At 68.7% G+C, this 25,457-nt stretch carries 26 protein-coding genes; 12 read left to right on the plus strand and 14 right to left on the minus strand.

The genetic code is table 11. The features are described 5' to 3' along the window. Positions 1-3: 3 nt before the first annotated feature. From ACM6LR_RS34550 to ACM6LR_RS34565, 4 genes are all read right to left on the minus strand, one after another. Positions 4-297, minus strand: a complete 294-nt coding sequence (locus tag ACM6LR_RS34550; RefSeq protein ID WP_414945277.1) for an alpha/beta fold hydrolase — start codon at positions 295-297, stop codon at positions 4-6. Between the two features lie 162 nt (positions 298-459). Continuing rightward, complete coding sequence (locus ACM6LR_RS34555) at positions 460-1,998, minus strand: S8 family serine peptidase (RefSeq protein ID WP_414940224.1); 1,539 nt, start codon at positions 1,996-1,998, stop codon at positions 460-462. Between the two features lie 27 nt (positions 1,999-2,025). Continuing rightward, positions 2,026-3,495, minus strand: a complete 1,470-nt coding sequence (locus ACM6LR_RS34560; RefSeq protein WP_414940223.1) for a trypsin-like serine protease — start codon at positions 3,493-3,495, stop codon at positions 2,026-2,028. 171 nt (positions 3,496-3,666) lie between these two features. Beyond that, positions 3,667-6,507 (minus strand): helix-turn-helix transcriptional regulator, encoded by a 2,841-nt coding sequence (locus ACM6LR_RS34565; protein WP_414945278.1) that lies wholly within the window; start codon positions 6,505-6,507, stop codon positions 3,667-3,669. Positions 6,508-6,880: 373 nt separating this feature from the next. Between ACM6LR_RS34565 and ACM6LR_RS34570 the strand changes: the two genes are divergently transcribed. Continuing rightward, complete coding sequence (locus tag ACM6LR_RS34570; protein ID WP_414945279.1) at positions 6,881-7,471, plus strand: papain-like cysteine protease family protein; 591 nt, start codon at positions 6,881-6,883, stop codon at positions 7,469-7,471. Between the two features lie 4 nt (positions 7,472-7,475). Further along, a complete protein-coding gene (locus ACM6LR_RS34575; RefSeq protein ID WP_414945280.1) occupies positions 7,476-8,228 on the plus strand; it encodes a hypothetical protein in 753 nt (250 codons plus the stop codon). A gap of 135 nt (positions 8,229-8,363) precedes the next feature. Here ACM6LR_RS34575 and ACM6LR_RS34580 read toward each other — a convergent pair whose 3' ends face one another. From ACM6LR_RS34580 to ACM6LR_RS34590, 3 genes are read right to left on the minus strand one after another with little or no spacing between them, the layout of a single operon-like run. Next, positions 8,364-9,845: a flavin-containing monooxygenase gene (locus ACM6LR_RS34580; protein ID WP_414940219.1), complete on the minus strand. Its 1,482-nt coding sequence runs from the start codon at positions 9,843-9,845 to the stop codon at positions 8,364-8,366. Continuing rightward, a complete protein-coding gene (locus tag ACM6LR_RS34585; RefSeq protein ID WP_414945281.1) occupies positions 9,842-10,690 on the minus strand; it encodes an SDR family oxidoreductase in 849 nt (282 codons plus the stop codon). Before ACM6LR_RS34585 ends, ACM6LR_RS34580 begins: the two co-directional genes overlap by 4 nt. Next, the gene (locus ACM6LR_RS34590) at positions 10,687-11,634 is read right to left on the minus strand and encodes a patatin-like phospholipase family protein (RefSeq protein ID WP_414940217.1); all 948 of its coding nucleotides are present in this window, start codon (positions 11,632-11,634) and stop codon (positions 10,687-10,689) included. Before ACM6LR_RS34590 ends, ACM6LR_RS34585 begins: the two co-directional genes overlap by 4 nt. Positions 11,635-11,682: 48 nt before the next feature. Between ACM6LR_RS34590 and ACM6LR_RS34595 the strand changes: the two genes are divergently transcribed. The 6 genes from ACM6LR_RS34595 to ACM6LR_RS34620 all read left to right on the plus strand — a co-directional run bounded on the left by ACM6LR_RS34595 (position 11,683) and on the right by ACM6LR_RS34620 (position 15,723). After that, the gene (locus tag ACM6LR_RS34595) at positions 11,683-12,315 is read left to right on the plus strand and encodes a TetR/AcrR family transcriptional regulator (RefSeq protein WP_414940216.1); all 633 of its coding nucleotides are present in this window, start codon (positions 11,683-11,685) and stop codon (positions 12,313-12,315) included. Positions 12,316-12,542: 227 nt separating this feature from the next. After that, entirely contained in the window at positions 12,543-12,740 is a 198-nt protein-coding gene (locus ACM6LR_RS34600; RefSeq protein ID WP_414940215.1) for a LysR family transcriptional regulator, read from the plus strand. 23 nt (positions 12,741-12,763) lie between these two features. Further along, positions 12,764-13,126, plus strand: a complete 363-nt coding sequence (locus tag ACM6LR_RS34605) for a LysR substrate-binding domain-containing protein (protein WP_414945282.1) — start codon at positions 12,764-12,766, stop codon at positions 13,124-13,126. Then, positions 13,123-13,905, plus strand: a complete 783-nt coding sequence (locus tag ACM6LR_RS34610) for an alpha/beta fold hydrolase (protein ID WP_414940213.1) — start codon at positions 13,123-13,125, stop codon at positions 13,903-13,905. Before ACM6LR_RS34605 ends, ACM6LR_RS34610 begins: the two co-directional genes overlap by 4 nt. Before the next feature lie 589 nt (positions 13,906-14,494). Then, positions 14,495-14,674: a hypothetical protein gene (locus ACM6LR_RS34615; protein WP_414940462.1), complete on the plus strand. Its 180-nt coding sequence runs from the start codon at positions 14,495-14,497 to the stop codon at positions 14,672-14,674. Next, complete coding sequence (locus tag ACM6LR_RS34620) at positions 14,671-15,723, plus strand: DUF222 domain-containing protein (RefSeq protein WP_414945305.1); 1,053 nt, start codon at positions 14,671-14,673, stop codon at positions 15,721-15,723. Before ACM6LR_RS34615 ends, ACM6LR_RS34620 begins: the two co-directional genes overlap by 4 nt. Positions 15,724-15,931: 208 nt before the next feature. Here the strand turns inward: ACM6LR_RS34620 and ACM6LR_RS34625 are convergent, their stop codons facing one another. Next, on the minus strand, positions 15,932-16,180 hold the full coding sequence (locus ACM6LR_RS34625; RefSeq protein ID WP_414940212.1) for a hypothetical protein: 249 nt from the start codon (positions 16,178-16,180) through the stop codon (positions 15,932-15,934). A 100-nt stretch (positions 16,181-16,280) separates the two neighbouring features. Beyond that, positions 16,281-17,399, minus strand: a complete 1,119-nt coding sequence (locus ACM6LR_RS34630; RefSeq protein WP_414945283.1) for an FAD-dependent oxidoreductase — start codon at positions 17,397-17,399, stop codon at positions 16,281-16,283. A gap of 81 nt (positions 17,400-17,480) precedes the next feature. On the opposite strand from ACM6LR_RS34630, the gene ACM6LR_RS34635 reads away from it, so the two are divergent. Next, on the plus strand, positions 17,481-18,044 hold the full coding sequence (locus tag ACM6LR_RS34635) for a TetR/AcrR family transcriptional regulator (protein WP_414945284.1): 564 nt from the start codon (positions 17,481-17,483) through the stop codon (positions 18,042-18,044). On the opposite strand, the gene ACM6LR_RS34640 is transcribed toward ACM6LR_RS34635, so the two are convergent. The 5 genes from ACM6LR_RS34640 to ACM6LR_RS34660 are packed head-to-tail and all read right to left on the minus strand — an operon-like array spanning position 18,041 to position 23,020. Further along, positions 18,041-19,036: a TerC/Alx family metal homeostasis membrane protein gene (locus ACM6LR_RS34640; RefSeq protein ID WP_414945285.1), complete on the minus strand. Its 996-nt coding sequence runs from the start codon at positions 19,034-19,036 to the stop codon at positions 18,041-18,043. The two genes, ACM6LR_RS34635 and ACM6LR_RS34640, sit on opposite strands and share 4 nt — an antisense overlap. Positions 19,037-19,075: 39 nt before the next feature. Continuing rightward, complete coding sequence (locus ACM6LR_RS34645; protein WP_414945286.1) at positions 19,076-19,990, minus strand: LysR family transcriptional regulator; 915 nt, start codon at positions 19,988-19,990, stop codon at positions 19,076-19,078. Then, positions 19,987-21,168, minus strand: a complete 1,182-nt coding sequence (locus tag ACM6LR_RS34650) for a glycine C-acetyltransferase (RefSeq protein WP_414945306.1) — start codon at positions 21,166-21,168, stop codon at positions 19,987-19,989. Before ACM6LR_RS34650 ends, ACM6LR_RS34645 begins: the two co-directional genes overlap by 4 nt. Then, entirely contained in the window at positions 21,168-22,199 is a 1,032-nt protein-coding gene (tdh, locus tag ACM6LR_RS34655; RefSeq protein WP_414945287.1) for an L-threonine 3-dehydrogenase, read from the minus strand. Before tdh ends, ACM6LR_RS34650 begins: the two co-directional genes overlap by 1 nt. A gap of 59 nt (positions 22,200-22,258) precedes the next feature. Beyond that, positions 22,259-23,020, minus strand: coding sequence for a TetR/AcrR family transcriptional regulator (locus ACM6LR_RS34660; protein WP_414945288.1), 762 nt, complete (start codon positions 23,018-23,020; stop codon positions 22,259-22,261). A 60-nt stretch (positions 23,021-23,080) separates the two neighbouring features. Between ACM6LR_RS34660 and ACM6LR_RS34665 the strand changes: the two genes are divergently transcribed. From ACM6LR_RS34665 to ACM6LR_RS34675, 3 genes are read left to right on the plus strand one after another with little or no spacing between them, the layout of a single operon-like run. Beyond that, entirely contained in the window at positions 23,081-23,863 is a 783-nt protein-coding gene (locus ACM6LR_RS34665; RefSeq protein WP_414945289.1) for an ABC transporter ATP-binding protein, read from the plus strand. Then, a complete protein-coding gene (locus ACM6LR_RS34670; RefSeq protein WP_414942158.1) occupies positions 23,860-24,636 on the plus strand; it encodes an ABC transporter permease in 777 nt (258 codons plus the stop codon). The genes ACM6LR_RS34665 and ACM6LR_RS34670 overlap by 4 nt, the downstream gene beginning before the upstream one ends. A gap of 57 nt (positions 24,637-24,693) precedes the next feature. Continuing rightward, on the plus strand, positions 24,694-25,452 hold the full coding sequence (locus ACM6LR_RS34675) for a zf-HC2 domain-containing protein (protein ID WP_414942159.1): 759 nt from the start codon (positions 24,694-24,696) through the stop codon (positions 25,450-25,452). The last annotated feature ends 5 nt before the right edge of the window (positions 25,453-25,457 follow it).

A 25,457-nucleotide genomic window follows, 5' to 3' on the forward strand; every position in this document is an offset into this window, starting at 1 on the left:
CGTTCACCGGTCCGGACGGCGCGCGGCGGCCAGCCGCACGATCGGCCCACCGGCGCTATGCCCGGCGAGGACATACAGTCCAGGACCGAAGTGGTCGAGGACGTCGTCGAGGTCATCGGCCACCCGCCGGGGTCGGAGGCGCTGCGGCCGAACCCGGAACGGTCGTAGCCGATCTCCCGCTGGACCGCCACCCACGTCAACCGTGTGGGCTGGCCGGTGTCCTTTCGGGACATCTGATGTCGCGAAAGTGGCTTTCGCGACACCGGGGGGGGCGGCCGCGCTTGACGTTTGAGCCACGCTTCGGTCGGGTTGGTCGTGAGTGGCAAGTCGGGCTAGGGCCAAGAGTGTCTTAAGTACCTACGGTGGATGAGTCGGGATCGCGGTCCCCCAACCCCTTCCCTGCGCCTGGCGCAGGGAAGGGGTTGGGAGACCGCGCGGCAGGACCGCATGGGTCGAGTCTCAGAAAGTGACGCTGAATCCGTCGATGCTGCCCGTGTCGAACTTGTAGACGTCCTGCGCGCTCAGCTTCCACGTGCCGTTGGCGGCTTCACCGGACGCGTCGACCGTGAACGTCTGGTGCACACCGTCGGCCGAGCCGACACCGCCCGAGTCCTTGAGCCGGTAGGCCTTGCCGCTCGGCCCGACCAGGTCGAGGACGAGGTCGGCGCTGTAGGTGTGCGAGACGTCCACCTTGACCGGCAACGACGCGGAAGCCTTGCCGTCACAGCCTTCCTGGGTCACCGAACTGGTCACCGCGGCTCCGGCGTCCGGAATGGACACCGGCGTGGTGTTCGACTTGACGCCGCACTTCGGGCCGGGGCCGCCGGTGCCGATGAACGAGACGTCGAGCAGCTTGTTCGGCGAGCCGCTGCCCGCGTTCTTGATGACGCCCGTGGTCGCGTTGGTCACCAGCGCGTCCCGGACCTGCTGTGGTGTGGCGCCCGGGTTGGCCGACAGGTAGAGCGCGGCCGCGCCGACGACGTGCGGGGTCGCCATGGAGGTCCCGCTCATTCCCGCCGAACCGCCGTTGCCAGGGCTCAGCGACGTGATGTTCGTGCCGGGCGCGAAGATGTCGGTGCAGCTCCCGTAGTTGGAGAACGACGACCGGCTGTCGCCGGAGTCCGAGGCGTTCACGGTGATCGCCTCCGGCACCCTGGCCGGGCTGGTGTTGCAGGCGTCGGTGGACGCGTTGCCCGCCGCCACACCGTAGACGACACCCGAGGCGATCGACCGTTTCACCGCGTCGTCACCGACCCCGGGGGCGTCCATGCCCAGGCTCATGTTCGCCACCGCGGGCTTCTTCGCGTTGGCCGTCACCCAGTCGACGGCGTCGATGATGCCCGAGTCCGGCCCGGAATTGTCGCAGCCGAGGACCTTCAGCCCGACGATCTTGACCTTCTTCGCGACGCCGTAGGTCTTGCTGCCGAGCGTGCCCGCGGTGTGGCTGCCGTGACCGTGGCAGTCCTTGCCGTCGCCGCCGAAGAAGTCCTTGCCGAGGCTGGCGCGGCCTTCGTACTCCGGATTCGACGGGTTGATGCCGCTGTCGAGGTCGTAGGCGGTGACGCCCGCGCCTTCGTTGGGGTAGGTGTAGGCCTTGTCGAGCGGCAGGTTCTTCTGGTCGACCCGGTCCAGACCCCACGTCGGGTTCGGCTGGGTACCCGTGCCGCGTGCGGTGCCGTCCTCGTAGACCGCCTTGACCGACGGGTCCGCGGCCAGCTTCCGTGCTTCGGCCGGGGTCATGCTCTTGGCCGAGAAGCCACGGATGGTCGTGGTCCAGACCGAACGGACCTCACCGCCGTATCGGTGGGCCAGCCCGGCCGAGGCCGACTGCCCGGCCGCGGCGACGTCCTGGAGGACGACGATGTACTGATCGCCGTAGTGTTGCTTGGCCGGGATCACGACGCCTTCCGCCTCGGCGGCGACGGCCGTTCCGGCGCCGAGCGCGAGCAGCGGGCTCAACAGGCCCAGTGTCAGCAGGGTTTTCGTCTTGTTACGCATGGATGGTCACCTCTGTTTCGGCGAAGATCACTGGACGGTGAGGGTGTACGTGGCGGTCGCGGTCTTGCCGCCGGCGTCCTTGCCGGTCACCGTGACCGGATAGGTGCCCGGCTGGAACGGCGCGAAGACCTGCATGGTCGAACTGCCGCCGCTGGACACGCTCCGCGGCGAGAAGAACGGGGTGATCGGCAGCCCGGAACCACTGGCGGACAACGTGATCGAGCCACTGCCGCCGGTCGCGGTGACGGTGGCGCTCACCAGCGAACCCGCGCGGCCGGTTCCGGAGGACGGGTTCACGGTCACCTTCAGGTCACCGGTGGGAGGTTCGCCCGCCCCGACGGTGAGAGTGAGTCCCGCCGTGGCCGTCTCGGTCGTTCCCTTCCCGGAAATCGTGACCTGGTAAACCTTTTCCGGCGTCCCGGCGGCGGTCTCGATGGTCAGTTTCGCCGCCTCACCCGCCTTGATCGTGGCGGGCTGGAACGTGGCCTTGGCACCCTCGGGCAGTCCCGACGCCGACAGCGTGACGTTCTCGGCACCGTTCTTGCCCGGCTTGCTCGTGACACTCGCCGACACGTACTTCCCCGGCAGGACCTTCACCGACGAGGGCGAAGCGGCCAGGGAGAAGGCGTCACCCGGCTGTTCACCGCCGATCTGCTCGGCGACCCAGTCCCCCATCTCGTTGTTGAGCCTGCTGTAGACGCTGTACCAGCGGAAGTCGCTGCGACTCCAGGAGGTGATCCCGACGACCTTCCCGTCGACGACGAACGGTCCGCCGCTGTCACCGGGCAGGACGGTCTTGCGGCCGTCGGAGTAGCCGGCGCAGATCATCGTCTCCGGGTCGACGCCGTTCTCCACACCGGTGCACTGACTGGCGTTGACGATCGGCAGCGTCAGCTTGTGGAGCGTGACATCCTGGGTGGAGTCGTTCATGTCCTTCTTGCCGTATCCCAGGCTGAACCCGTCCTTGCCGGGCGTCTCCAGGCCGGTGTCGGCGGAGGTGGCGACCTTCGCGTAACCCCCGGCCGGGACCGGGATGTCACCATCGGTGGTGATCACCGCGACGTCGTAACCGTTCCAGGGCTGGGTGAACCGGGGGTGGAGCTGGTAGTCGACGGCCTTCAGCTGGGTGCCGCCGGTACTCTTGAGGTCATCCAGTCCATAAAGGACACTCTTCTCGCCTGCCAGCTCCTTGCAGTGGGCCGCGATCATCACCTTCCGCGGCGCGACGACGGAACCGGTGCAGCTCTGCCCTTTCGGCCGCGAACCGCCTTCCCGGAGCGCGGCGATGACGTACGGGTAGTCCTTGACCGACGCGGGCGAGCCGCCGATGCTCTGGCCATGGACACCACCCGTCGGCGAGGGCGCGGCGTCCGTCGGGGCGACGGCACGCTGGAGGTCGACCGATGGGGTGTCCGATGCCGCACCGGCGATGCCCGCCGCCGGTGCCAGCGCGGCCATGGTCAGGGCGACCACGCCGAAGATCCGTTTTCTGCTCACGGTGATTCCTTTCCGGGAAAACGCGACTGCTCGACAACTGTCGATCGGCGGCGGAAACGGAACAATAGTGGAACGCGGCGGTCGTTCCACTATTTAAAGAAACCGGCTCTCACCAGCGGTTTCTCGCAATGTACCCAGCGAATCACCGAATACGGACCCCTAAGGAATGGCTCAGGCCGTTTGGGAATCCTCGCCGGTCGCGTCGCGGAGCAGGTCCTCGGTCAGGACTGTGCGCGAAGGCAGCCCCAATTTGCGCAGCGCCCGTCCGACGTGGATTTCGACCGTCCTCGGCGACAGGAACAGCCGCTCGCCGATCTCCCGGTTGGTGAGGTTCTGAGCCGCGAGCCCGGCGACCTCGAGCTCCCTCGGCGACAACCCTTCGCCGTACCCTTTGCGGCCACGACGGGGCATCTGCGGATCGCATCGGCGCAACGACCGGCGGCAGCGGAGCGCGTCCACGGCGGCGCCGAGGTTCGCGTACACCGTCTCGGCGGTGGTGAAAGAGGCGACGGCACGTTCCCGTTCCCCGGCTTCGGCGAAACACCCGGCCGCGAGTTCGTCGGCGTAGGCGGCGAAATACGGGAACGGCAGTGCGTGGTAGGCCTTCGAGGCACCGAGCAACAGGTCACCGGCGGCGAGCGTCTCGCCGCGCGCCTGGGTGAGTATTCCCCGGCACAGCAGCGCCGCCGCGTTGGCGACCGGCGCGTCCTTGCCGTCGATGCCCTGCCGGTACTCCCCGAGGAGTTCCCTCGCCTCGACGACCTGCCCCAGCCCGAGCATGGTGCGCACGGCGAACGGCATCAGTTCGGCCGCCCAGACCCAGTTGTTCTTGCGGCGCACGGTCTCCAGGCCGTACTCGGCGAGGCGGTGGGCGGCCTGCAGATCCTTGCCCGCCTGATGGACCGCGACGCGGCCCGCGTACGCCGACGCCTGGATCGGGACGCTGCCCGCGGAGAGCGCGAACGCCGCGTCGAAACTGCGCAGGGCCGCCGTCGGCCGGTGCTGCCCGTACTCGTACCAGCCGAGGACGAGCAGTGGTTCGGCGGCCAGTGAACCGTCCTTGTCGACCCGCGTCAGCATCGCCCGCGCCTTCTCGGCGACGATCGACCACTCCCCCATCGCGAGGTCGAGGCGCAGTTCCGTACCGTCGGCCAGCGCGTCGAGGTAGGGCTGGTGGTCGTCGCGGATCAGTCGCCGCGCGGTCGCGAGGTAGGCACGGGCGACCGGGTAGTGCCCGTTCCACGCCACCGCGTCGGCCAGGTTGATGTAGGTCCGCGCCACCTGGCGGCAGACTTCGGCCGATTCGGGGGCCCGCGGCAGGTCGGCGATCGCGTGCCAGGCGTCCGGATCGGCGACCTGCATCCGCGCCGAAAGCCGGTTGGCGGCGATCGCGGCGAGCAGCCCGGCGTCGTGTTCCCCCTTGCTCACCTGCTCGGCTTCGTCGAGCCAGCGGAAGTTCTCCTCGACCGGGACCGTCCCGATATGCGGCATCGCCAGCGTGACCAGTCCCCTGGCGAGCAGCGCCTGCCGCCTGCCGAGGTCCGCCGCACCCAGTTCGATCTCGAGCCTGCCCGCTTCGACCTTGCCCACCTGGTTGATCAGCACCTGGCCGAGGTGAACCCGGATCTCGCCCCGTGCGGCCTTGCTCAGCGGCCATTCACGCAGGATCTCCCGCAGTAGCCGGACCGTGCCGGCGTGGGCGATGCTGCGCGGCAGTTCCCGGCCGAGCCGGACGGCGAACGACTCGCGCGCGGTCCGCGGCAGGTCCGGGTCGCGCAAAGCCGCTTCGAGCAGACGGCTCGCTTCCTCGGTCCGGCCGTCTTCGATGGCGTCGTCGACCGCGACGCCGGTCCACTGTGTCCACGCGACGAGATCGCCCGCCAGCCGCGCGTGCCGGGCGATGAGCGACGCGAAGGGCTCGGCACCCGAGGCGAGCCGGGCGGCGGCGCGACCGTGCAACGCGCACCGCTGAGGACCGGGAAGCAGCGCGTAGACCGCTTCGGCGATCAGCGGGCTCCCCGATTCGTAGCGGCCGCGGCCGAGGTCCCGCAACAATCCCGCTTCCACCGCTTCGGTGACCGCGCCGGAGATCTTCCCGGGCGACGGTGCCGCCACCGCGTCCAGTTCCGATTCCCCGGCGGGCGATCCCAGCACAGCGGCCGCGCGTACGACGTCCCGCCCGGCCGGGCCGATCGCCGTCATCAGGCCGGCGACCCGGCTCCGCACGATCGGCGGCACGGTCGCCGATGCCAGTCCGTCCACCGAAAGCGCCTCGGCCGTGTCCCCGACGCTCTGGACCAAGGCCGTCAGGTCGACGGCGATCCCGGACGTCCTGCGGTGCGCCGCTTCGGCGAAATCCGGTGCACAGCGGCCGAACGACGCGTCCAGCAACGTCCGAACCTGGGCGGTGGTGAACGCCGGAAGCGAAAGATGCGCGGCGATCTCGCGCATCGGCGGGAATCGCCGCGGTCCGCACGCCACCGAACTGACCACCACGCTCAGCGGTGCCACCGGGGACGCCGCGAGCCCGCGCAGGAACTCCCACGTGTCGTCGTCCGCGGAGTGGACGTCGTCAAGCACCAGTACCGCCGGACCGCAGCCGGTCAGGACTTCGCGCAGGGCACGGAGTTCCTGCTGCCGGACGGTCTCGGCGTCCGCGTTCTCCGGGAAGGGCGGCAGCCACGGCGACCATTCGGGGATCAGCCGTCGCAGCACACCGGTCACCGGGGAGAAGCCGGCCGCGTGGGCGGCGGCCACGTCGCTCTTGCCGAGCAGCGCGTCGACCAAGGGCGCCAACCGGCACGGCCGCGCGAAGGACCCGCAGCGGGCAGACCAGAGCACGCGTGACGCGATCGCCGGATGGGCGGCCAGTTCCTCGAGCAGGCGACTCCGGCCCACACCCGGTTCGCCCTCCACCACGGCGACCGACGGCGGGCTCGAGGTGATGCGCACCAGTTCGGCCAGTTCGGTGTCGCGGGCCACGAACACCGGTGCCGCACCGATCGTCGGCATGCTCGGGACCATACCGAGAGGACACCCGCCGAAAGGCGGGAACACGAACAGTGACCGCGAGCCGCACGCTTTCCGCTGGTCCACATCACCGGAGTCACGGCGTTAACTCGATCGGGCGACGCCGACTTGTCTGGCGCGGACCCCCGCATCGGCAATACGGACCCTTAGGTATTGCCGCGAACCTTGCCACGGGTCCCCCCGAAGGGTGAATCTCAGTCTGTTCGCAGTGCCCCTGTGTTAGCTCACCACAGCGCAAGTCCCCTGCTCGCGCCGGTCGTCCACCCACTCGGGTAGCCGAAGTTCCCTTTTGTCCCTCTGGGTAGCCGCCCGCGCGTGCTTCGCGTTCGACCATCCAGTTAGGAGTGTTCCGACGGTGAAGACCTCATTCAGGCGCGGGCTGGCCACGGCCTGCGCCGGTGTCGCCGCGATGGTCGCCCTGCAGGCGCCCGCCACCGCGGCGCCCGCGATCACGGCGGCCACCACTATCCCGATCAAGATGCAGACGCAGGAGAAGAGCAACTGGTGCTGGGACGCCAGCGGCAACACCATCGCCGCCTGGTGGGGGTACTCGATCTCCCAGACGAAGTTCTGCCAGGTCGCGCACAACGAGTCCGGTTCGGACTGTGCGAACAACCAGGGCTACCTGAGTGATCAGCAGCGCGTGTTCCGGTGGCTCGGGTTCAGCAATGCCGGCAGCTACAACTCGTCCGGCCAGACACTGAACTTCGCCACCATCAAGAGCCAGGTCGACGCGCGGCAGCCGATCGGCACCCGGATCGGCTGGCGCAACGGCGGCGGCCACATGCACGTGCTCTACGGCTACGACAACACCAACGGCGCGACGACGGTCTACTACGGCGACCCGTGGGGTTCGAGCCCCCGCTACAACCAGATGAGCTACAACGCCTACCGGTCCAACAACTCCTTCACCTGGACCCACACCGTCTACGGGATCAAGGACTGAAACCATGAAGCGAACCTTCCTCAGCGCCACGATCCTCGCCATCGGACTGTCACTGGCGCTCGGTGGCCACGCCTCCGCCGCCGACGCCCCGGCCGGCGCGCCCACCGCCGCCGACCTCGCCGCGGTGTCCACAGTGGTCACCAGTGACGCGACCAACCAGCGGCTAGCCAAAGCGGAGTTCCCCGGTGCCGCCAAGGCCGACACGGCCATCGCGGCCAGGACCGCCAGGGCCGATCCGCACACCCCGGTGGCGGTCTACCAACCGACCGCGGCCTTCATCGCCGGCACCTCGGCCGTGCCGGCGGAACTGGCCTACGTCGCCACTCCCGCCACCCTGGGCAACGGCGACGCGGCGACCGTGTGGTCGCAGCGCGAAGGCTCGGGCTGGTCGGTCTACAACGTCGCCTCGGGTGACGTCGAAAAGCGCCTCGCGGCGCGGACCGGCAAGGGTTACCTCCTGAGCGAACCGCAGGCCGGTGCCTGGTACGCCGTCGACGGGGACACCGTGACCGTCCTCGATGGATCGTCGGTGGCGAAGACCGGCGAGAAGATGTCACTCGCCGTCTACCGTGAGGCCCTGCAGAGCCGCTACGGCGACAAGCTGCCCGGCTCGACCTACGACCGCACCGGCGCCGCCGGCGGTTACGGAGCCTCTCCGGTGGGCGACACCTCGGTGCCGTGGTGGCCGTACGCCCTCGGCGCGGTATTCCTCGCCGCGGCGGGCGCGGCCGTCACGCTGCGGCTTCGCAGGCATTAAGCGTCAAGGGGGCCGGGATCGCGCGGGATCCCGGCCCCCTGCCGCCGGGGGCTGAAGGACGCTTTCACCGCATGCCACGCAGGGAAAGCGCCCTTCGCCTCGTGCCATGCGGGGAAAGTCCCCTTCAGCCAGTTTTTAGGCGAAGGTGTAGTCCTCGATGGGGAAGCTCCGCGCCTCCTTGATGGCGTTCAAGGTGGAGGACGGACGGAGCAGGGTCGCCTCCCCGTGCGGGTTGAAGTAGTAGCTGTTCGCCGGAGCGCAGTTCCCGAGAGTGAAGATCGAGTCGCCAAGGCGTTCGGTCATCCGGTCCAGGAACGCATCGTTGGCCTCCTGCGTGACCTCGAACTCGGTCGCATCGCGCCGCCGCATCGCGCCGAAAAGGCGGTCCATATGCCGCATCTGCGTCTCGATGGTGGTGAAATAGGACAGTCCCGAGTAGGAATACGGGCTGTTGAGCGAGATGAAGTTGGGGAACTTCGGGATAGCGACGCCCTCATAGGCCTGGAACCGGTTCTCCCGCCACCACTTCCCGAGATCGCGCCCGCCGCGGCCGATGATCTCGACCGCCGGGAAGTTCGCCTCCCACAGGTCGAACCCGGTCGCCAGCACCAGGACGTCGATGTCCCGCCGAGCACCGTCGGCGGTCTCGATCCCGGTCTCGTCGATCTTCGCGATGGACGTCGTCTCCAGGTGCACGTGGTCCTTGGTGAAGGCCGGGAAGTACTCGTTGGAGAACGTCGGGCGCTTGCAGCCGAACGAATACCGCGGCGTCAGTTCCGCGCGCAGCCCCGGATCCCGCACCTGGCGGCGGAGATGCGCCTGGCACCACATCTTTCCGAGCCGGTTCGCCAGCGGTAGTTGCTTGTAGTGCAGGACACCGGAGACCATCATCAGTTCCAGCAGCGCGGTCCCGGTCAGCCGGGCGACCCGCTGGGTGAACGGCACCGCGGCGAACGCGCGCCGGACCGCCTTGGGCACCGGGAAGTCCAGTTTGGGGCTCACCCAGATCGGCGTCCGCTGGTACACGCTGAGTTCCCGCGCGACCTTCGCGATCTCGGGGATCAGCTGGACCGCGGTCGCGCCGGTGCCGATCACCGCCACGCGTTCGCCCGCGAGGTCGTAGCCGTCGTCCCAGGCGGTGGTGTGGATGACCTTTCCGCCAAAGGTGTCGATTCCGGCGATGTCGGGCTTCTTGGGCTGGGAAAGGAACCCTGTAGCGGTCAGCAGGTATTTCGCGGTGACAGGCTCGCCGGCTGCGCGGGAAACCGTCCAGTGCGCGTTCGCCTCGTCCCAGACGGCGCCGGTGACCACCGTGCCGAAGCGCATGTAGCGCCGCAGCCGGTACTTGTCCGCGACGTGCTCGGCATACCGCTTGAGTTCCGCGCCCGGCGCGAAGAGGCGCGACCAGTGGGGGTTCGGCTCGAACGAGTACGAGTAGGTGGCCGACGGGATGTCGACGGCCAGCCCCGGATAGCGGTTCACATGCCAGGTGCCGCCGAGATCGGACTCGCGTTCGAGGATGAGCAGGTTGTCGTAGCCGAGCCGGTTGAGCTGGATCGCCGCGCCCATGCCGCCGAAACCGGCCCCGACGACGACGGCGTCGTACTGCGCGTTCATGCGTTTTCCTCCCGGTGGGTGTCCTGCTGGAGACGGGCGCGGTAGCCGTCCCGCTCCGGTGAGTCGGGGCGTAGTGCCCGGTCGTCCCGGATCAGGCGGCGGAAGGCGTTGAGCGCCGGTTCTGGTGTGACGGCCGCGAGGGTGGCGAGCGTGCCGACATAGCCTGGCACGGCGATCTTCGCGGCGCGGGTGCGGACGGATGCCACGACGGCGTCGGCGATCCGGCCCGGTTTCACCTTCGGGATCGGCCGCATGTCGAGCCCGGACGCGAGCGCGGTGTCGACCGCGGACGGCAGCACGGCGGAGACGCTCACGCCGTGCGGCGCGTACTCCAGCCTGGTCGCCGCGGTCAGCCCGACGACGGCGAACTTGCTGGCGTTGTAGATCGCCAGCCCCTTGACGGGGAACTTCCCGGCCAGCGACGCGACGTTGACGATGTGCCCCCGGCCGCGCTCCAGCATGCCGGGCAGCGCCAGCCGCATGCCGTGGACGACGCCGAAGACGTTGACGTCCATGGTCGCCCGGTTCAGGGCGTCGGAGAGGTCGAGGAAACCGCCGTTGGGCATGATCCCGGCGTTGTTGACGAGCACCGCGAGCGGCCCGTTCGCCTGTTCGGCGTCGCCGAGGAACGCGGCGAAGGAGACCGGGTCGGCGACGTCGAGGTGATGGGCGGTCCCGCCGATGTCGGCGGCGGCGCGTTTCGCGGCTTCGAGATCGAGGTCGCCGATGGACACGCGGGCGCCTAGAGCGGCCATCCGTTCCGCGGTCGCGCGGCCGATGCCCTGTCCCGCGCCGGTGATCGCCACATGCGCCCCGTCGAGTTCCAGGTCCGGGTACTTGCTCACGCGCGCACTCCCTCTCGTTCGAAAGCACCGGCGACCAGGTCGGGCACCGTCCGCGACGCCGTGGCGAGCACGTGCTCCCGCCGCCGTCCGTCCATGAAGTTGGCGCCCATGGCGGCGAGATCGGCCGTCCCAGGTTCGATCCGGACCACCCGCACACCCGCCGCGCGCAAACGCCGCGCCTCGGCGTCCACTCGCCGGGTCATCGCCGTCCGCAGCAGACGTTCCAGCCGGGCCGGACCGCGCGCCGGAGCCCCGCCCTCGCTGCTCATCGGCGCGATCAGCACGACCTCGCCGACGTCGCGGGTGAGCAGGAGATCGGCCGAAGTCGGCGAAACCGTCCCGCCGTCGAGCAGCGGACGTCCGTCCACAAGGGACGGAGGGAACCAGCCGGGGATCGCCCACGACGCGGCGATCGCCTCGCCGAGCCGGGCGGGCGGCGCGTCCGGTGAGCCGAGCGCGACCCGCCCACCCGCCGGATCCGTGGCCATCAGCCAGGTCGCGGGATGCGGAACCCAGCCACCGGGCGCCAGCGCGTCCCCGAGCTCGCGGAGCCAGCCGGCGTCTCCCCTGCCACGGGGAAGAAGACCCGCGAGACCGGCCGTCGCGTCGATGTCCCGGCGCAACGCGGCCCGGACGAGCTTGGCGGCGGGCCACCGCGGATACGGCACCGGCGGAAAACGGTTCGGCATCCGCCGGACGTGCGCGGCGACGAGGGGATCACCGTCGGACGCGCCTGTCAGCGCGCCGAGGATCGCCTTCGCCGGGATACCCGCCCCGAGCATGGCCACCGCCTCGGCGCCGGCCGAGGTTCCGACCAGGACGTCCGCCTCGCGCGGGTCCCAGCCCGCCCGGGTGTGCAGCGCGTCGAGGACCGCCGCTGTCCAGGCGAAGCCCAGCGTGCCGCCGCAACCGAGCACCAGCGCCCTCCCGGAATGACGTGTCATTTCCGGAACGGTATGTCATTCGAACGCCCGGGGCAATAAGCTGGCGGAATGACGACGGAGACCCCGGTCAGCAGGGCCGCACGGAAGAAGCAGGAACTACGGCGCGAGATCGTGGAGACCGCGTTCGACTGCTTCGCCGAACGCGGCTACCACGCGACGGGGATCGCCGACATCGCCGCACGGCTGGGCATCGGGCACGGCACCTTTTACCGGTACTTCCAGAACAAGCGGGACATCGTCGACCACGTCATCACGGACCTGGTCGGGAAGGTGGTCGCCGCACTGGCGGCGGACAACGCCCCGGACGCGGTCAGCAGCCTGGCCGAATACCGCAAGCAGAGCGCGAGGATCGGCGACGCGCTCGCCCAGATCTTCGGCAGTGACCCGAGAATGGCCCGGTTCCTCCTGCTCGAGGCCGCCGGCATCGACGCCGAGATGCGCGAGCGGGTGCTGGACTTCTACGAAACCGCCGCGGAACTGACCGCGGGCTACCTCCACCACGGCGTCCATCTCGGCTACCTGCACGAGGATTTGGACGTCGACGCCACCGCGCGGGCGATCAACGGGATGATCCTCGCGTCGGTGCTCTCCGGACTGCGCGACCCGTCACCACAGGGACAGGCGGCGATGAGCAGGGCGGTCCGTCGCGTCATGTACGACGGCATCGCGGCGCCTCGCTGACCGGCCGGGTTAGGACGCCCCAGCAGGCGAGGCCCGGCGTTGCCGATGCCGGGTCCATGGAACCGTTCCCGGCTTCGGTCGTCCAGCGGCGAAAACGAAAGTCAGCGCTTCGATTCACGATCGCGGCCTCTTCTCCGGCCACGACCATCATGAGCGCTGATAACTGGGTAAGTGGAATACCGAAATCGTGATCGCCGCATACCGGAGCGCGATGGCAGGAAACGACGATGGACTTCAAGCAGCTCAAGGCGTTGGTGACGGTCGCCGAGGCCGGCAGCGTGACCCGCGCGGCCGAGCTGGTGCACCTGGTCCAGCCCGCGGCCGGGATCGTCACGGTCGGCCTGCTGGAGAGCATCACCGAACGGCTCGCCGCGTCACTCGGGTCAACTTCAGCGGTGGAATCGACGAAGGCGACGTCGACTTGAACCTGCTGTACAACCTGACCAGTATGCCCTCACTCAACGTCCGCCCGCTGGTCCGCGAACGACTCCGGGCCGTCGCTCCCCCATCAGACGGTGCCGCCCGAGAGACACGCGCTGCCCGCGAAGCCGGAGCCCATGTGGAGGGCACCGTGCAGACCAACTCCATGGCGCTGCGGAAACGGCTCGTACTGGGCGGGCACGGCTGGACGATCCTGCCGGGCATCGGCATCGCGGCGGACGCCGACGGCGTCTTGAGCGCGACTCCGTTGGGTGAACCGGAGATCTGGCGCACCGTCGACGCCGTCGGGCGGGCACTGGGCCAGCAGACGGTGAACGAGGGCGAGTGGCCCTCGGCTCGGCTCCGGGAAGACCGAACAGGAGAAGGATGACCACGCTCCCCCGAACCGGCCACGCCGTCGCCGCCGACGGCACCCGGCTGGCCTACCAGTGGCACGGCACGGGCAGGCCGCTCGTGTTGCTGGCCGGGCAGGCGAACGACCACACGTGGTGGAACCGCACGCGCGGGGACTTCCCGAGCACGATCACCATGGACTACCGCGGCACCGGCGCCAGCGACGCACCCGATACCGCTTATTCCACACCAGGTTTCGCGGACGACGTGATCGCGGTCCTCGACGGACTCGACGTCGCCGAGGCCGACGTCTACGGCACGTCCATGGGCGGCCGCGTCGCGCAATGGGTCGCCGCGCGCTATCCGGGCCGGGTGCGGCGGCTCGTCCTCGGCTGCACCTCACCCGGTGGCACGCACGGCGTCGAGCGGTCGAACGACGTGCGGCTCGCCCTCGCCCGGCGGTCCTCGGTCGAGGCACGGGAAACGTTGGAGAACCTGATGTACACGCCCGAGTGGCGGGCCGCGAACCCCGGCCCGTACCGGGTGCTGGGTGCCCACGGGATGCTTCCGCACGCGGTCCGCGGGCATCTCGTCGCGAGCAACAATCATGACGCCTGGGACGTGCTTCCGGAGATCACCGCCCCCACCTTGGTGCTCCACGGCGATGACGACTTGCTCGCACCGCCGTCGAACGCGCCCCTATTGACCGAACGGATTCCCGACGCGCGAATGCACCTCTTCGCGCGGGCACGGCACGCCTACTTCGACGAGTGCCGCCCGGAATCGAGCGAGCTGGTGAGCGACTTCCTGGGGTAGCTCATGCCGGCCAGGTAGGTGCCCATCGCGGATTCCTATCTCTCAACTGGTTCGTCTACGCCTGGTTTAGCAACTATTTCGCGGCCAGCTTCTTCCCTGAGGGGAAGCTGACGGCCCAGCTTGTTTCCCCGGCCGTTGCTCGCGGTCGGCTTCATGCGCCCGCTCGGTGGCTGGCTACTGGGCACGCGAGTGTTCTTCTGGTGGGCGACCGAGTGTACGCGTGGACGTTCTTGGCCACGGTGGTGGTTCAGGAGCCTTCGCGGGGTTCCTCGCTTCAGGGTTCGGGCTTGACTGCTCGGGATTTCGTTGCCAGGTATGGTTTTACCGTTATTCGGCAACGTGGGCAGCTGCGGAACCACTGTTACTCGAGGGCCACGGTGGCGATTCACGAACCTTCGCACGGCTCCTCACCTGAGGCTTCGGGCTTGACCGTCCGGAACTCCATCACCAGATAAGGCCTTGCCGATATCCGGCAACACCGGTCGGCCGCGGAACCACCGAACGGCAAGCTCGGCCGCGACCGAGCAAGATTTCCTTTGCCAGCAAACAGGTTTCAGTTTCTGTCGGTGGTCGACGGTACCTTCAGCGCATGAAAACTTCCCAAGCGGTCATCGCCGCTTTGAAGGACCTGTCCGATCCAACTCACCTGGAGGAGATCAATGCCCTGCTGAATTCCCTGGACGACAAGGAGGCCGTCTTCGTCGCGGAAAAGCCACTGCCGCGCTCGCCCGCTGGGAAGCCGTTCGGTACCGCGCCCTGTCGCGGCTGAGCGATCTTCGGGGTGGCGTGCGGAGCGTCGTGCAAAGGGTGGCAATGACACTGTCTCTTGTGGAAGATTTCGCCGGTTCACTTGTCTCGACAGGAGTCGCGTTGACTTCCCGGCTACCGCGAACCTTGTCCTTGCTGGACCGGGGCTTGGTGGACGGCTACTCCGCTCAGAAGGTCGCCGAGGCGACGGCGTGGCTGTCGAACGAAGACTCACTGGTGGCCGATGCGGTGTTGGAGTCGCGGTTGCCGAAGAAGAACAGTACTCAGGTCCGCAAGGCGGCGAGTTACGCCGGCAAGGCCGATCCGGCCGGTGCCGGGAAACGGTCGGACGAAAGCCGCAACAGGCGCCGTTTGTCGGTAACACAAGGCGATGCCGGGGTCGCCTCGATCGAGGTGGTGGACGGACCGGCGGAGAAGGTCAACGCGGCATACCAGCGAATCCACCGGGAGGCCAAGGCGTTGAAGAAGCACGGCGATACGCGGACGATGGACCAACTCCGGGCCGACATCGCCCTCGACCTGCTGCTCAGCGGCAAAGGTGGCGCCGTCGAGCGAGCAGAAGTCTTCCTCTACATGGACATGTTCACGTATCTGGGGCTGAACGACGACCCGGTGACGATGGCCGGACACGGCCACATCCCCGCTTCACTGGGCTGCCACATCGCCACGGGCCCGAACACGGTGTTGCGGCGGATCATCACCGATCCACTGAGCGGGCAAGTCCAGGATCTCGGCAGGACCCGGTATCGGCCGGACGCGGCGATGGCCGAGTTCGTCCGTGTGCGGGATCGTGAGTGCCGAAGACCCGGCTGCGACCGTGCCGCACAGGCGTGCGAACTCGATCATTCGATCCCCTGGCAGTTCCAGGGCGAAACCAGCGTGGCCGACCTGGTCACCTACTGCACCCGGGACCACCGGCTCAAGGACGAGCCCGGCTGGGTCTATCACCTCACCCCCGACGGGACCTTGATAATTACGACACCGACCGGACAGACCCACATCAGCGAGCCACCGCCGTTGCACGAGCCGCGGCCGGAACGGTCGGCCTGAGGTTCTTGCCGAGAAGCGGCAACGACCTCATTCGTGCGGCGCGTGCCCTGGAGTTCCGCAGATCACCCCGGGCCGGTCATTGTCGAGAAACGGCGATGACCGCCTTCCCAACACACGCGCGCGGCCCGCCCGAACTGTTGCCAGAAAACGGCACCCCCCACGGCCGAGAGGCACCAGCAACCTGACCTCACTTCCACCATGAAACTCCCTAACGTCGCGTCAGTACCGAACGCGACGAAACGGACCGCCACGAAGGCCAGCGCGTCAGTGGTCGATCCATCGTGGGCGGGGCCGGGTCGATCGGGCTGGGCACGCCGCTCGCAACCTGCAGTACCGGCGGCAGCTCCGCAGTGACGAAATCCACCGGCGTGAGCACCACGATCGCGCCGCAGACCACCAAGGACTCGACCGCTTTCTGCGCCGAGGCGAACACCTGCACGCTGACCGCCAGCACCACCCAGAGCCCGTACTACGTCAACGCCGACAAGGTCCAAGGGTCGGGACGACAACATCTTTCAGGAGGCCACAATCCTCAAGATCTCCGAAGACGGCGACGGCTACCTGGGCGTAGCCGTCTTCTCCTCCGACTCCGGCAAGAACGGCAAGTAGCCTTCATCAGCAGGAGCGTCGAGCAGGCCCTCAGCGCCGTTCTCCAGCAACCGGGCCATCTCCGCCGATCGGGGAAGCATCGTCTTCTCGTAGGCGGCGACGGCCTCGCCGACCGTGGCGGAGCCGGCCAACGCGAGGGCGAGCTCGGCCGCGTCGAGCATGGCCAGATTGACGCCGACGCCGAGCGGCGGCATCAGGTGGGCGGCATCGCCGAGCAGGGTCACCGTCGGCGTGTGCTTCCACGTGTGCGGGACGGGCAGCGCGAACAGCGGGCGATCGACGTACGGGCCATCGTTGTCGGTGATCATCCGCACCAACCGCGGCGACCAGGCCGAGAACGCGTCGAGCAGCCGGGCTCGGATCTCCGCGGTGTCACTGGAACCGATCCAGTCCGCGGGCAGCCGCTGGACGAGGTAGACCCGGATGTGGTCGCCGCCGTTGCGCTGGGCGAACAGGCAGCGCTCGCCGTCCGCCGCCATGGCACCGCCCTGTCCCACGAGGTCGGCGAGGTCGGGATGCGCGTTGTCGACGTCCTCGAACCACGCCTCCAGGAAGGTGATCCCTGAGTACTGTGGCACGGCCGCGGACACCGCCGGGCGCACCCGTGACCACGCGCCGTCGGCGCCGATGACCAGGTCCGTCTCGACGGTCGTCCCGTCGGCGAAGTGCAGCTCCCCGGAACCACTTGCCCGGGCGAGGGTTCGGCCCCACTGCACGGTGCCGGGCTCAAGTGAGTCGAGCAGCAGGCGACGCAGCAGGCCGCGGTCGATCTCCGGCTTGAACAGCTCGCCTTCGGCCGGGATGTGGTGTTCCAGGATCCGCCCGGCCGTGTCCAGCTTGCGCATCTCCTGTCCCTCCGGCCGCGCCAGCGCGAAGAACTCGTCGAGAAGACCGGCTTCACGCAGGGCGAGCTGCCCGTCGCCGGTGTGCAGGTCGAGGGTTCCGCCCTGGTCGCGCGCCCGGGGATGCGGGTCGCGTTCGTAGACCGTCACGGGGATGCCGTGCTTCTGAAGGATGCGGGCGCAGGTGAGGCCACCAGGGCCCGCTCCGATGATGCCGATTCTCATGGACCCAGAAAAGCAGAACGAGTTAAAAAGTGCAACGAGTCAACTTAGTGACTGTGACAACTCATGGGGTAGAGTGCGCCCATGGAGACACCGGGACGGCGTGAACGCAAGAAGGCGGCGACCCGCCAAGCGCTCGCGGACGCCGCGCTGAAACTGTTCCTGGATCGGGGCTACGACCAGGTGAGCATCCGGGACATCGCCGAGGCGGCGGACGTCTCGACCACGACGCTGTTCAAGCACTTCACCGGTAAGGAAGCACTGGTCTTCGACGAGTCTCAGAACCGGGAGGAGCGCTTGGTCGCCGCGGTGCGGCAACGCCCGGAAGGACAGAGCGTCGTCGAGGCACTTCGTGAGTACGTGCTCGCCACCTGGCTCCCGCTCACAGAGCATCCCCAGTACCCCGAATTCACCGCGCTGGTGAACAGCACCCCCGCACTGCAGGAGTACGGCGAACGCATGTGGACCCGGCACGCCGCGACCCTCGGCGTCGCCATCGCCGACGAAACCGATGTCGGCCACGACGATGCCGCCTGCCGCGCGCTCGCGCGCTTCGTGCTGGACATCCCGGCGCTCACGCGTGGAACGCCGGATCCCCGGAAAGGTGTCGAGGAGATCTTCGACCTCCTCACCCACGGCTGGCGCTAGTCCTCTTCGGGGCGTGAGCCGCGCAATGAGCCAGGATGCGCCTTGGCGGAGGGATCGTTGCGGGTCTTGAGCAGGCTCGCCACCGTCACCACGACGAGAATGCCGATGATCACCGCGAGGCTGATCGGCGTCGAGATCTCCGGCACGCTCTCGTCGATGTCGACGTGGGCCCAGTGCAGGATCAGCTTGATCCCGATGAATCCGAGGATCACCGCGAGCCCCGCCGACAGGTACACCAGGCGATCGAGCAGGCCCTTCACGAGGAAGTACAGCGCGCGCAGGCCCAGCAGAGCGAAGGCGTTGGCGGCGAAGACCAGGTAGGGCTCGTCGGTGACACCGAAGACCGCCGGGATCGAGTCCAGCGCGAACAGCAGGTCGATCCCGCCGATCGCGAGCAGCACGACCACCAGCGGCGTGCCCACCCGCTTCCCTTCCAGACGGGTGAACAGCTTGCCGCCGTCGTACTCCTTCGACAGCGGCAGCAGGCGGCGCGCGGTCCGCACCACCACGTTGTTCTCGACATCCGGATCCTCGTCGCGATGCCGGAACAGCTGGATCCCGGTATAGATCAGCAGCAAGCCGAAAAGCAGGAACATGAAGGAGAACAATGAAAGAAGCGTGGCACCGAGCGCGATGAAGATCGCACGCATGATCAACGCGACGACGATGCCGAACGTGAGCACCTTGTGCTGGTGTTCCTCGGGTACCGCGAAGGTGCTCATGATGATCACGAAGACGAACAGGTTGTCGACCGACAGGCTCTTCTCCACGATGTAACCCGCGAAGTACTGCTGCCCGAAGTCTCCGCCGTGCGCCAGCGTCAGCCAGACACCGAACGCCACCGCGACCAGGATGTAGCCGATCGACCAGGCCACCGCTTCCCCGAAGCCGACCTTGTGCGGCCGCGCGGCCGCGATGATGAGGTCGAGTGCCAGTAGCGCGAGCACCAGTCCGATCGTGACGGTCCAGGTGAGGCCATCGATCTGGAGCATCCTTGCCCTGTCTTTCTTTCGACGGCAGGTGCCCAGATCCTAAGGGCGGTTCTCCTCGCCCGCATGCGCGTGATCCGGCGACGCTTCGACCAGTTCCGCGAGAACGGCCTTGAGCAACGGGTGATCCGCGCTCCCCCGCCGGACCGCGGCGAACACGCGGCGCAGCGGCGGCTCGCCGCGCAGCGGGACGGCGACCGCGCCGGGCACGGCGGTGAAAGCGTTGCGCGGCACCAAGGCCACGCCCTCACCCGCGGCGACCAGCGTGGTGATCGCGTGGAAATCGTCGGAGACGTGCCGGATCCCCGGATTGGCGCAGACGATCATCAGCACGTCGCGACACGGGTTTCCCGGTTTCGGCGCGATCCAGTCGTCGTCGGCGAGTTCGTCGATATCCACTTCGGACGATTTGGCCAGCCGGTGCGCGGTGGGCAGCACGACGTCGAACGGCTCCACGTACAACGGGAACCGGGTGAGCCTGCTTTCATCCGTTCGTGGCGAGAGCCGATACTCCTCGGTGATCGCCAGGTCGACCTCGCCGTCGAGCAGCAGCGTGATGCTCGCGTGCCCCTCGACGTCCTGCACCAGCACCGAAACGCCGGGCGAACCGGCACGCAGTGCGGCGATCGCCGGCGCGACCACCATGGTGATCGCCGAAGCGAAGCTCGCCAGCCGCACCTGCCCCTGGACGCCGGAATCGAGGGCGGCCAGCGTTGCCTGCGCCCGTTCCAGTTCGGCGGCGACGGCGTTCGCGTGCACCACCATCAATTCACCCGCGGGGGTCAGCGAAACCCGCCTGCCCCACCGCCTCAACAGCTGCTGGCCGCACTCGGCTTCGAGGGCGGCCAGCTGCTGGGAGACGGCGGACGGCGTCAGGTGCAGCGCCAGGCCCGCCGCCGTCACGGTGCCGTGGTCGGCGAGAGCGCGCAGTACCCGCAGCCGTCGCGGATCGATCATTCGTCCATCATGGACCTCGCTGTCACGAACGCGTCCACCGCACGGTTGACGTCGTCGGCCGAATGCGCCGCCGACATCTGCGTCCGGATCCGGGCCTTACCGTGCGGAACCACCGGGTACGAGAAACCGACCACGTAGATACCCTGGTCGAGCAGTAGATCGGCCAGCTTGCCCGCCTTGACGGCGTCGCCGATCATCACCGGGATGATCGGGTGCTCACCAGGGAGCAGGTCGAACCCCGCCTCGGTCATCCGCCGCCGGAACAGCTCGGTGTTGGCGCGCAGCTTGCCCAGCAGCTCGCTCGACTGGTCCAGCAGCTCCAGCGTGGCGAGCGCGGCGGCGGTGATCGATGGCGCGAGCGAGTTCGAGAACAGGTACGGCCGGGAACGCTGCCGCAGCATCTCGACGATCTCCGCGCGACCCGAGGTGTAGCCGCCGCTCGCCCCGCCGAGTGCCTTGCCGAGGGTGCCGGTCAGCACGTCGACCTTGTCCTGCACGCCGAACAGTTCCGGCGTGCCGCGACCGGTCGGGCCGGTGAAGCCGACGGCGTGCGAGTCGTCGACCATCACCAGCGCGTCGTACCGTTCGGCCAGCGCGCAAATCTCGTCGAGCGGCGCGAGGTAGCCGTCCATCGAGAACACGCCGTCGGTGGCGATCATCCGGTAACGCGCGCCGGACGCCTCCTTGAGCCGCGCCTCCAGGTCCGCGACGTCGCGGTTGCGGTAGCGCATCCGCTTCGCCTTGCACAGCCGGACGCCGTCGATGATCGACGCGTGGTTGAGCTCGTCGGAGATGATGACGTCCTGGTCGGTCAACAGCGTCTCGAACAGCCCGGCGTTGGCGTCGAAGCAGGAGCTGTAGAGGATCGTGTCCTCGGTGCCGAGGAACTCCGAGAGCTTCGCCTCGAGTTCCTTGTGCGGCTGCTGGGTCCCGCAGATGAACCGCACCGACGCCATGCCGAAGCCCCAGCGGTCCAGCGCCTCTTGCGCGGCCTTGACCAGCGTGGGGTGATCGGCGAGGCCGAGGTAGTTGTTGGCGCAGAAGTTCAGGACTTCGCCGTCGGCGACGCTGACCGAAGCCCGCTGCGGCCCCTGGATCACCCGCTCACCCTTGTACAGCCCGGCTTCCCGGATCTCGGCGAGCCCGGCCTTGAGGTCGTCGCGCATCGCGCCGTACATCAGTTCTCCGTCCAATCCAGAATGACCTTGCCGCAACGACCTTCCCTGGCCGTCGCGAACGCCTTCGCGTGCTCCTGGTACCCGAACCGGTGCGTGATCACCGGCGAGATGTCCAGCCCGGCCTGCAGCAGCACCGACATCGAATACCAGGTCTCGAACATCTCGCGGCCGTAGATTCCCTTGAGCTGGATCATCTTCAGCACGACGGCGGCGATGTCCACCGAGACCTCGGAGGCGGGCAGGCCGAGCAGCGCGACGCGGCCGCCGTGGGACATGTTCGCGATCATGTCGCGCAGCGCCTCGGGCCGTCCGCTCATCTCCATGCCGACATCGAAGCCCTCGGCCATGCCGAGCAGTTCCTGCGCGTCGGCGATGGTCGCCGACGCGACGTCCAGCGCGAGGTCGACGCCGACCTTGCGGGCCAGTTCCAGTCGGTGCTCGCTGACGTCGGTGACGACGACGTTGCGCGCGCCGGCGTGGCGCGCGATCGCGGCGGCCATGATGCCGATCGGCCCGGCGCCGGTGACCAGCACGTCCTCGCCGATGACGGGGAACGACAGCGCGGTGTGCACGGCGTTGCCGAGCGGGTCGAAGATCGCCGCGATGTCGAGGTCGACCTTGGTGCGGTGCACCCAGGCGTTCATCTCCGGCAGCACGGCGTACTGCGCGAACGCGCCGTCGGTGTGCACCCCGAGGCCCTTGGTCCTGGCGCACAGGTGCCGTCGCCCGGCCTTGCAGTTGCGGCAGCTTCCGCAGACCAGGTGCCCCTCGCCGCTGACCAGGTCACCCACCTTGACGGTGGTCACCGACTTGCCGACCTCGACCACTTCACCGACGAACTCGTGCCCGATGACCAGCGGCGCGGCGATGGTGCGCGCCGCCCAGTCGTCCCACGTGTCGATGTGCAGATCGGTGCCGCAGATACCCGCGCGCAGCACGCGGACGGCGACGTCACCGGGTCCGACGGCCGGGTCCGGCACGTCGGTGAGTTCAAGCCCTGGTGCTCGGTCGGCTTTGACCAATGCCTTCATGGCGCGAAGTCTGGTCCCCGGGGCCTGTGCGGTCCATCGCGAGTTTCTGAAATCCCTCGTTAGCGTGTCTTCACAAGCGCGGCCACGCCTTCGAGTAAGCGCGCCAGGCCGAAGTCGTAGGCGTGCTCGGGATTGTGGGCCCCGCGGTTCTCCTCACCCGCCGACTGGCCGACGCGCGCCGCGAGCGGGAAGCGGGCCGAATCGAAGACCTCCTCCAGCAACGGCCCGACCTTCGCCCACCACTGTTCGTCGTCCATTCCGGTGCGGCGGACCGCGCGGTCGGCTTCGATCCGACGGCGGGCCACCCCCTCGACGTGGTCGTGCACCAGCGTGATCACCGAGTCCATCTCGACGTCGGTGAGCCCGAGGCCGTCGATGACGGCGAGTTCGCGTTCGTATCTGGCGATCGTCTGCGGCCCGAGCGACGGTCGCCCGGTGAACACTTGAAGGACCCACGGATGCCTCAAACAGAGGTTCCAATCGACCCGCGCGACCTCACGCAGGCCGTCCGCCCAGCCCTGGTCGCCGCGCTCGCCGAGTTCTCGCACCGCTTCGCCGTAGACGCGGTCGAGCATCGCTTCGACGAGTTCCTCACGCGAGGCGATGTAGGTGTAGAGCGACATCGTGCCGACGCCCAGCGATTCGGCGACCCGGCGCATCGACAACGTGGCGAGATCCTGGTCGCCGTCGGCGAGTCCGACCGCCGCGACGACGACCTGCTCGGTGGTCAAGGTGTGTTTCGGCCCGCGCCGCGGGAGCTTCCGGGTGCCCCACAACGTGGCGATCGTGCGCGCCGGATCGCCGCCGTTGATCTCCGTCATGGCGCCATCATAGGAGATCTACTCCGTAACCCGTACGAAGTTCGTGCTACTCTATTCCGTATGCCATACGAAGAAGCGGCGCTTGAAGCCGTCGACCTGCGGAAACGGTACCGGGATAAGGTGGCGCTGGACGGGTTCAGCCTTCGCGTCGAAGCGGGCACGGTCTGCGGTCTGCTCGGCCCCAACGGGGCGGGGAAGACCACCGCCGTCCGAATACTGAGCACCCTGCTCCTCCCCGACGGTGGCCGGGCGTGGGTGGCGGGCCACGACGTGCTCGCGGACTCCAAGGCGGTGCGCTACCGGATCGGCCTCGTCGGGCAGAACGCCTCGGTGGACGAGATACTGACCGGCCGGCAGAACCTCGTGCTGTTCGGCAGACTCCACCACCTGAAGGGCGCCGCGGCGAAACGCCGGGCGGACGAACTCCTCGAACGGTTCGACCTCACCGAAGCGGCGGGCAAACCCGTCGCCGCTTACTCGGGCGGGATGCGACGACGGCTGGACCTGGCCGCCGGCCTGATCCTCTCGCCACCGGTGCTGTTCCTCGACGAGCCGACCACCGGGCTGGATCCGCGCGCCCGCATCGAGGTCTGGGCCTCGATCAAGGATCTGGTCGGCTCCGGCACGACGGTGCTGCTGACCACCCAGTACCTCGAGGAAGCCGATCAACTGGCCGACCGGATCGCCGTCATCGACGCGGGCCGCGTCGTCGCCGCCGGGACACCCGACGAACTCAAGGCGAAGGTGGGCCCGGATCGGATCGAGACCGTCACCCGCAAACCCACACTCGACGAGGTCTTCCTGCACCTCACCGGGCACGCCACCACCGAGGAGCCGTCTTGACCGCGATTTCCGACGCCACCGCGCTCACCGGCCGGATCCTGCTGCACTGGCGGCAGCGGCCCGGCTCGATACTGGTCGGGTTGCTCTTCCCCGTCCTGATGGTGCTGATGTTCGGCTATCTCTTCGGCGGCGCGATGGCCGTCCCCGACGGGGATTACCTGGACTTCCTCATCCCCGGCATGCTCGCGATGACCATGCTGTTCGGACTGGAGGCCATGGTCGTGGCCGTCACGACGGACGCCGCGAAGGGCGTCACCGAACGGATCCGCGCCATGCCGGTCGCCACGACGGGGATCCTCGCCGGACGCAGCGCGGCCGATCTGCTCAACGCCGTCGCCGGTCTCGCCGTCATGGTCTTGACCGGGCTGCTGGTGGGCTGGGCGCCGGAACGCGGCCCGCTCCCGTCGCTCGCCGCGTTCGGCCTGCTGCTCTGGCTGCGGTTCGCCTTCACCTGGGTGGGCATCTACCTCGGCCTGCTACTGAAGACGCCGGAGTCGGCGGTCGCCGTGCAGATCCTGGTCTGGCCGGTGGGTTTCCTCTCGAGCGCGTTCGTCTCGCCGGTGACGATGCCGGGCTGGCTCGGCGCGATCGGCACGTGGAACCCCCTGTCCGCCACCGCGACCGCGATCCGGGATCTGTTCGGCAACCCCACTTGGGGCGCGACCGACTGGGCGAGCACACATTCGGTCACGTTGGCGTTGCTATGGCCAGCCGTACTCACCGCGATCTTCCTGCCGCTGGCGGCCAGGCGGTACCGCGCGTTGGGCCGGTGAGCGTGAGCACGGCGGACCACCAGCGCTCCGCCACCCGCTGGGTTACGGTGACCGGTGATGAGGGAAGACGTCGAGCAGGGCGCAGCGGACGCGACGCTGCTCGACGCCTTCCGTGCCGGTGACATCGCCGCCGGCGAAGCGCTGTTCCGGCGGCACGCCGAACCGCTACGCCGTCTCGCGGCGGGCTGGGTCACCGAGCCCGCCGAACGGGACGACCTCGTGGCCGAGGCCTTCGTGCGCGTCCTGGGCGTCATCCGCGCCGGGGGCGGCCCCCGGGAGAACCTCCGCCCTTATCTCGCGGTCACCATGCGGAACCTGGTGGCCAGATGGAGTCACCACCGCAAGCGGGTCGAGCTGTACGGCACGGCTCCGGCGACCGAAGTGGCCGCCGGAGCCGCGGGCGCGGAGGAACTCCTCATCCTCCGCTCGAACGCCCGCCTGGCCTGGACCGCCTACTGCGCGCTGCCCGGCCGATGGCGGACCGTGTTGTGGCGGACCGAGGCCGAAGGTGACTCGCCGAAGGTGGTGGCCCCGCTGCTGGGGGTGTCCCCCAACGGCGCCTCCGTCCTCGCCCTGCGGGCCCGCGAAGGGCTGCGTCAAGCCTTCCTGCAGGCGCAGGTCCCCGAAACGGGAACGCCGTGCTGCCAGGAAGCGCGGCGCCGGATGGGCGCGTGGCTCCGCGGCGGGGTGCCCGGCCGCCAGGCGAACCTGATCACCGCGCATCTGGCGGGCTGCGAACCCTGCCGGACCGTCGCCTCCCGGCTCGACGAGGTCAACCGCGAGATGCCGCCGGGAGTACGCGCCATCCCCGCTTGACCGGA

The sequence above is a fragment of the Amycolatopsis sp. cmx-11-32 genome (genome assembly GCF_047608695.1).
Taxonomy (GTDB): Bacteria; Actinomycetota; Actinomycetes; order Mycobacteriales; family Pseudonocardiaceae; genus Amycolatopsis.

Excerpts from the sequence above, each read along its gene's own strand:
- ACM6LR_RS34555 (WP_414940224.1), bottom strand. The coding sequence starts at position 1,998 with ATGCGTAACAAGACGAAAACCCTGCTGACACTGGGCCTGTTGAGCCCG.
- ACM6LR_RS34565 (WP_414945278.1), bottom strand. The coding sequence starts at position 6,507 with ATGCCGACGATCGGTGCGGCACCGGTGTTCGTGGCCCGCGACACCGAA.
- ACM6LR_RS34575 (WP_414945280.1), top strand. The coding sequence starts at position 7,476 with ATGAAGCGAACCTTCCTCAGCGCCACGATCCTCGCCATCGGACTGTCA.
- ACM6LR_RS34580 (WP_414940219.1), bottom strand. The coding sequence starts at position 9,845 with ATGAACGCGCAGTACGACGCCGTCGTCGTCGGGGCCGGTTTCGGCGGC.
- ACM6LR_RS34590 (WP_414940217.1), bottom strand. The coding sequence starts at position 11,634 with ATGACACGTCATTCCGGGAGGGCGCTGGTGCTCGGTTGCGGCGGCACG.
- ACM6LR_RS34595 (WP_414940216.1), top strand. The coding sequence starts at position 11,683 with ATGACGACGGAGACCCCGGTCAGCAGGGCCGCACGGAAGAAGCAGGAA.
- ACM6LR_RS34600 (WP_414940215.1), top strand. The coding sequence starts at position 12,543 with ATGGACTTCAAGCAGCTCAAGGCGTTGGTGACGGTCGCCGAGGCCGGC.
- ACM6LR_RS34605 (WP_414945282.1), top strand. The coding sequence starts at position 12,764 with ATGCCCTCACTCAACGTCCGCCCGCTGGTCCGCGAACGACTCCGGGCC.
- ACM6LR_RS34610 (WP_414940213.1), top strand. The coding sequence starts at position 13,123 with ATGACCACGCTCCCCCGAACCGGCCACGCCGTCGCCGCCGACGGCACC.
- ACM6LR_RS34615 (WP_414940462.1), top strand. The coding sequence starts at position 14,495 with ATGAAAACTTCCCAAGCGGTCATCGCCGCTTTGAAGGACCTGTCCGAT.
- ACM6LR_RS34630 (WP_414945283.1), bottom strand. The coding sequence starts at position 17,399 with ATGAGAATCGGCATCATCGGAGCGGGCCCTGGTGGCCTCACCTGCGCC.
- ACM6LR_RS34635 (WP_414945284.1), top strand. The coding sequence starts at position 17,481 with ATGGAGACACCGGGACGGCGTGAACGCAAGAAGGCGGCGACCCGCCAA.
- ACM6LR_RS34640 (WP_414945285.1), bottom strand. The coding sequence starts at position 19,036 with ATGCTCCAGATCGATGGCCTCACCTGGACCGTCACGATCGGACTGGTG.
- ACM6LR_RS34645 (WP_414945286.1), bottom strand. The coding sequence starts at position 19,990 with ATGATCGATCCGCGACGGCTGCGGGTACTGCGCGCTCTCGCCGACCAC.
- ACM6LR_RS34650 (WP_414945306.1), bottom strand. The coding sequence starts at position 21,168 with ATGTACGGCGCGATGCGCGACGACCTCAAGGCCGGGCTCGCCGAGATC.
- tdh (WP_414945287.1), bottom strand. The coding sequence starts at position 22,199 with ATGAAGGCATTGGTCAAAGCCGACCGAGCACCAGGGCTTGAACTCACC.
- ACM6LR_RS34660 (WP_414945288.1), bottom strand. The coding sequence starts at position 23,020 with ATGACGGAGATCAACGGCGGCGATCCGGCGCGCACGATCGCCACGTTG.
- ACM6LR_RS34665 (WP_414945289.1), top strand. The coding sequence starts at position 23,081 with ATGCCATACGAAGAAGCGGCGCTTGAAGCCGTCGACCTGCGGAAACGG.
- ACM6LR_RS34675 (WP_414942159.1), top strand. The coding sequence starts at position 24,694 with ATGAGGGAAGACGTCGAGCAGGGCGCAGCGGACGCGACGCTGCTCGAC.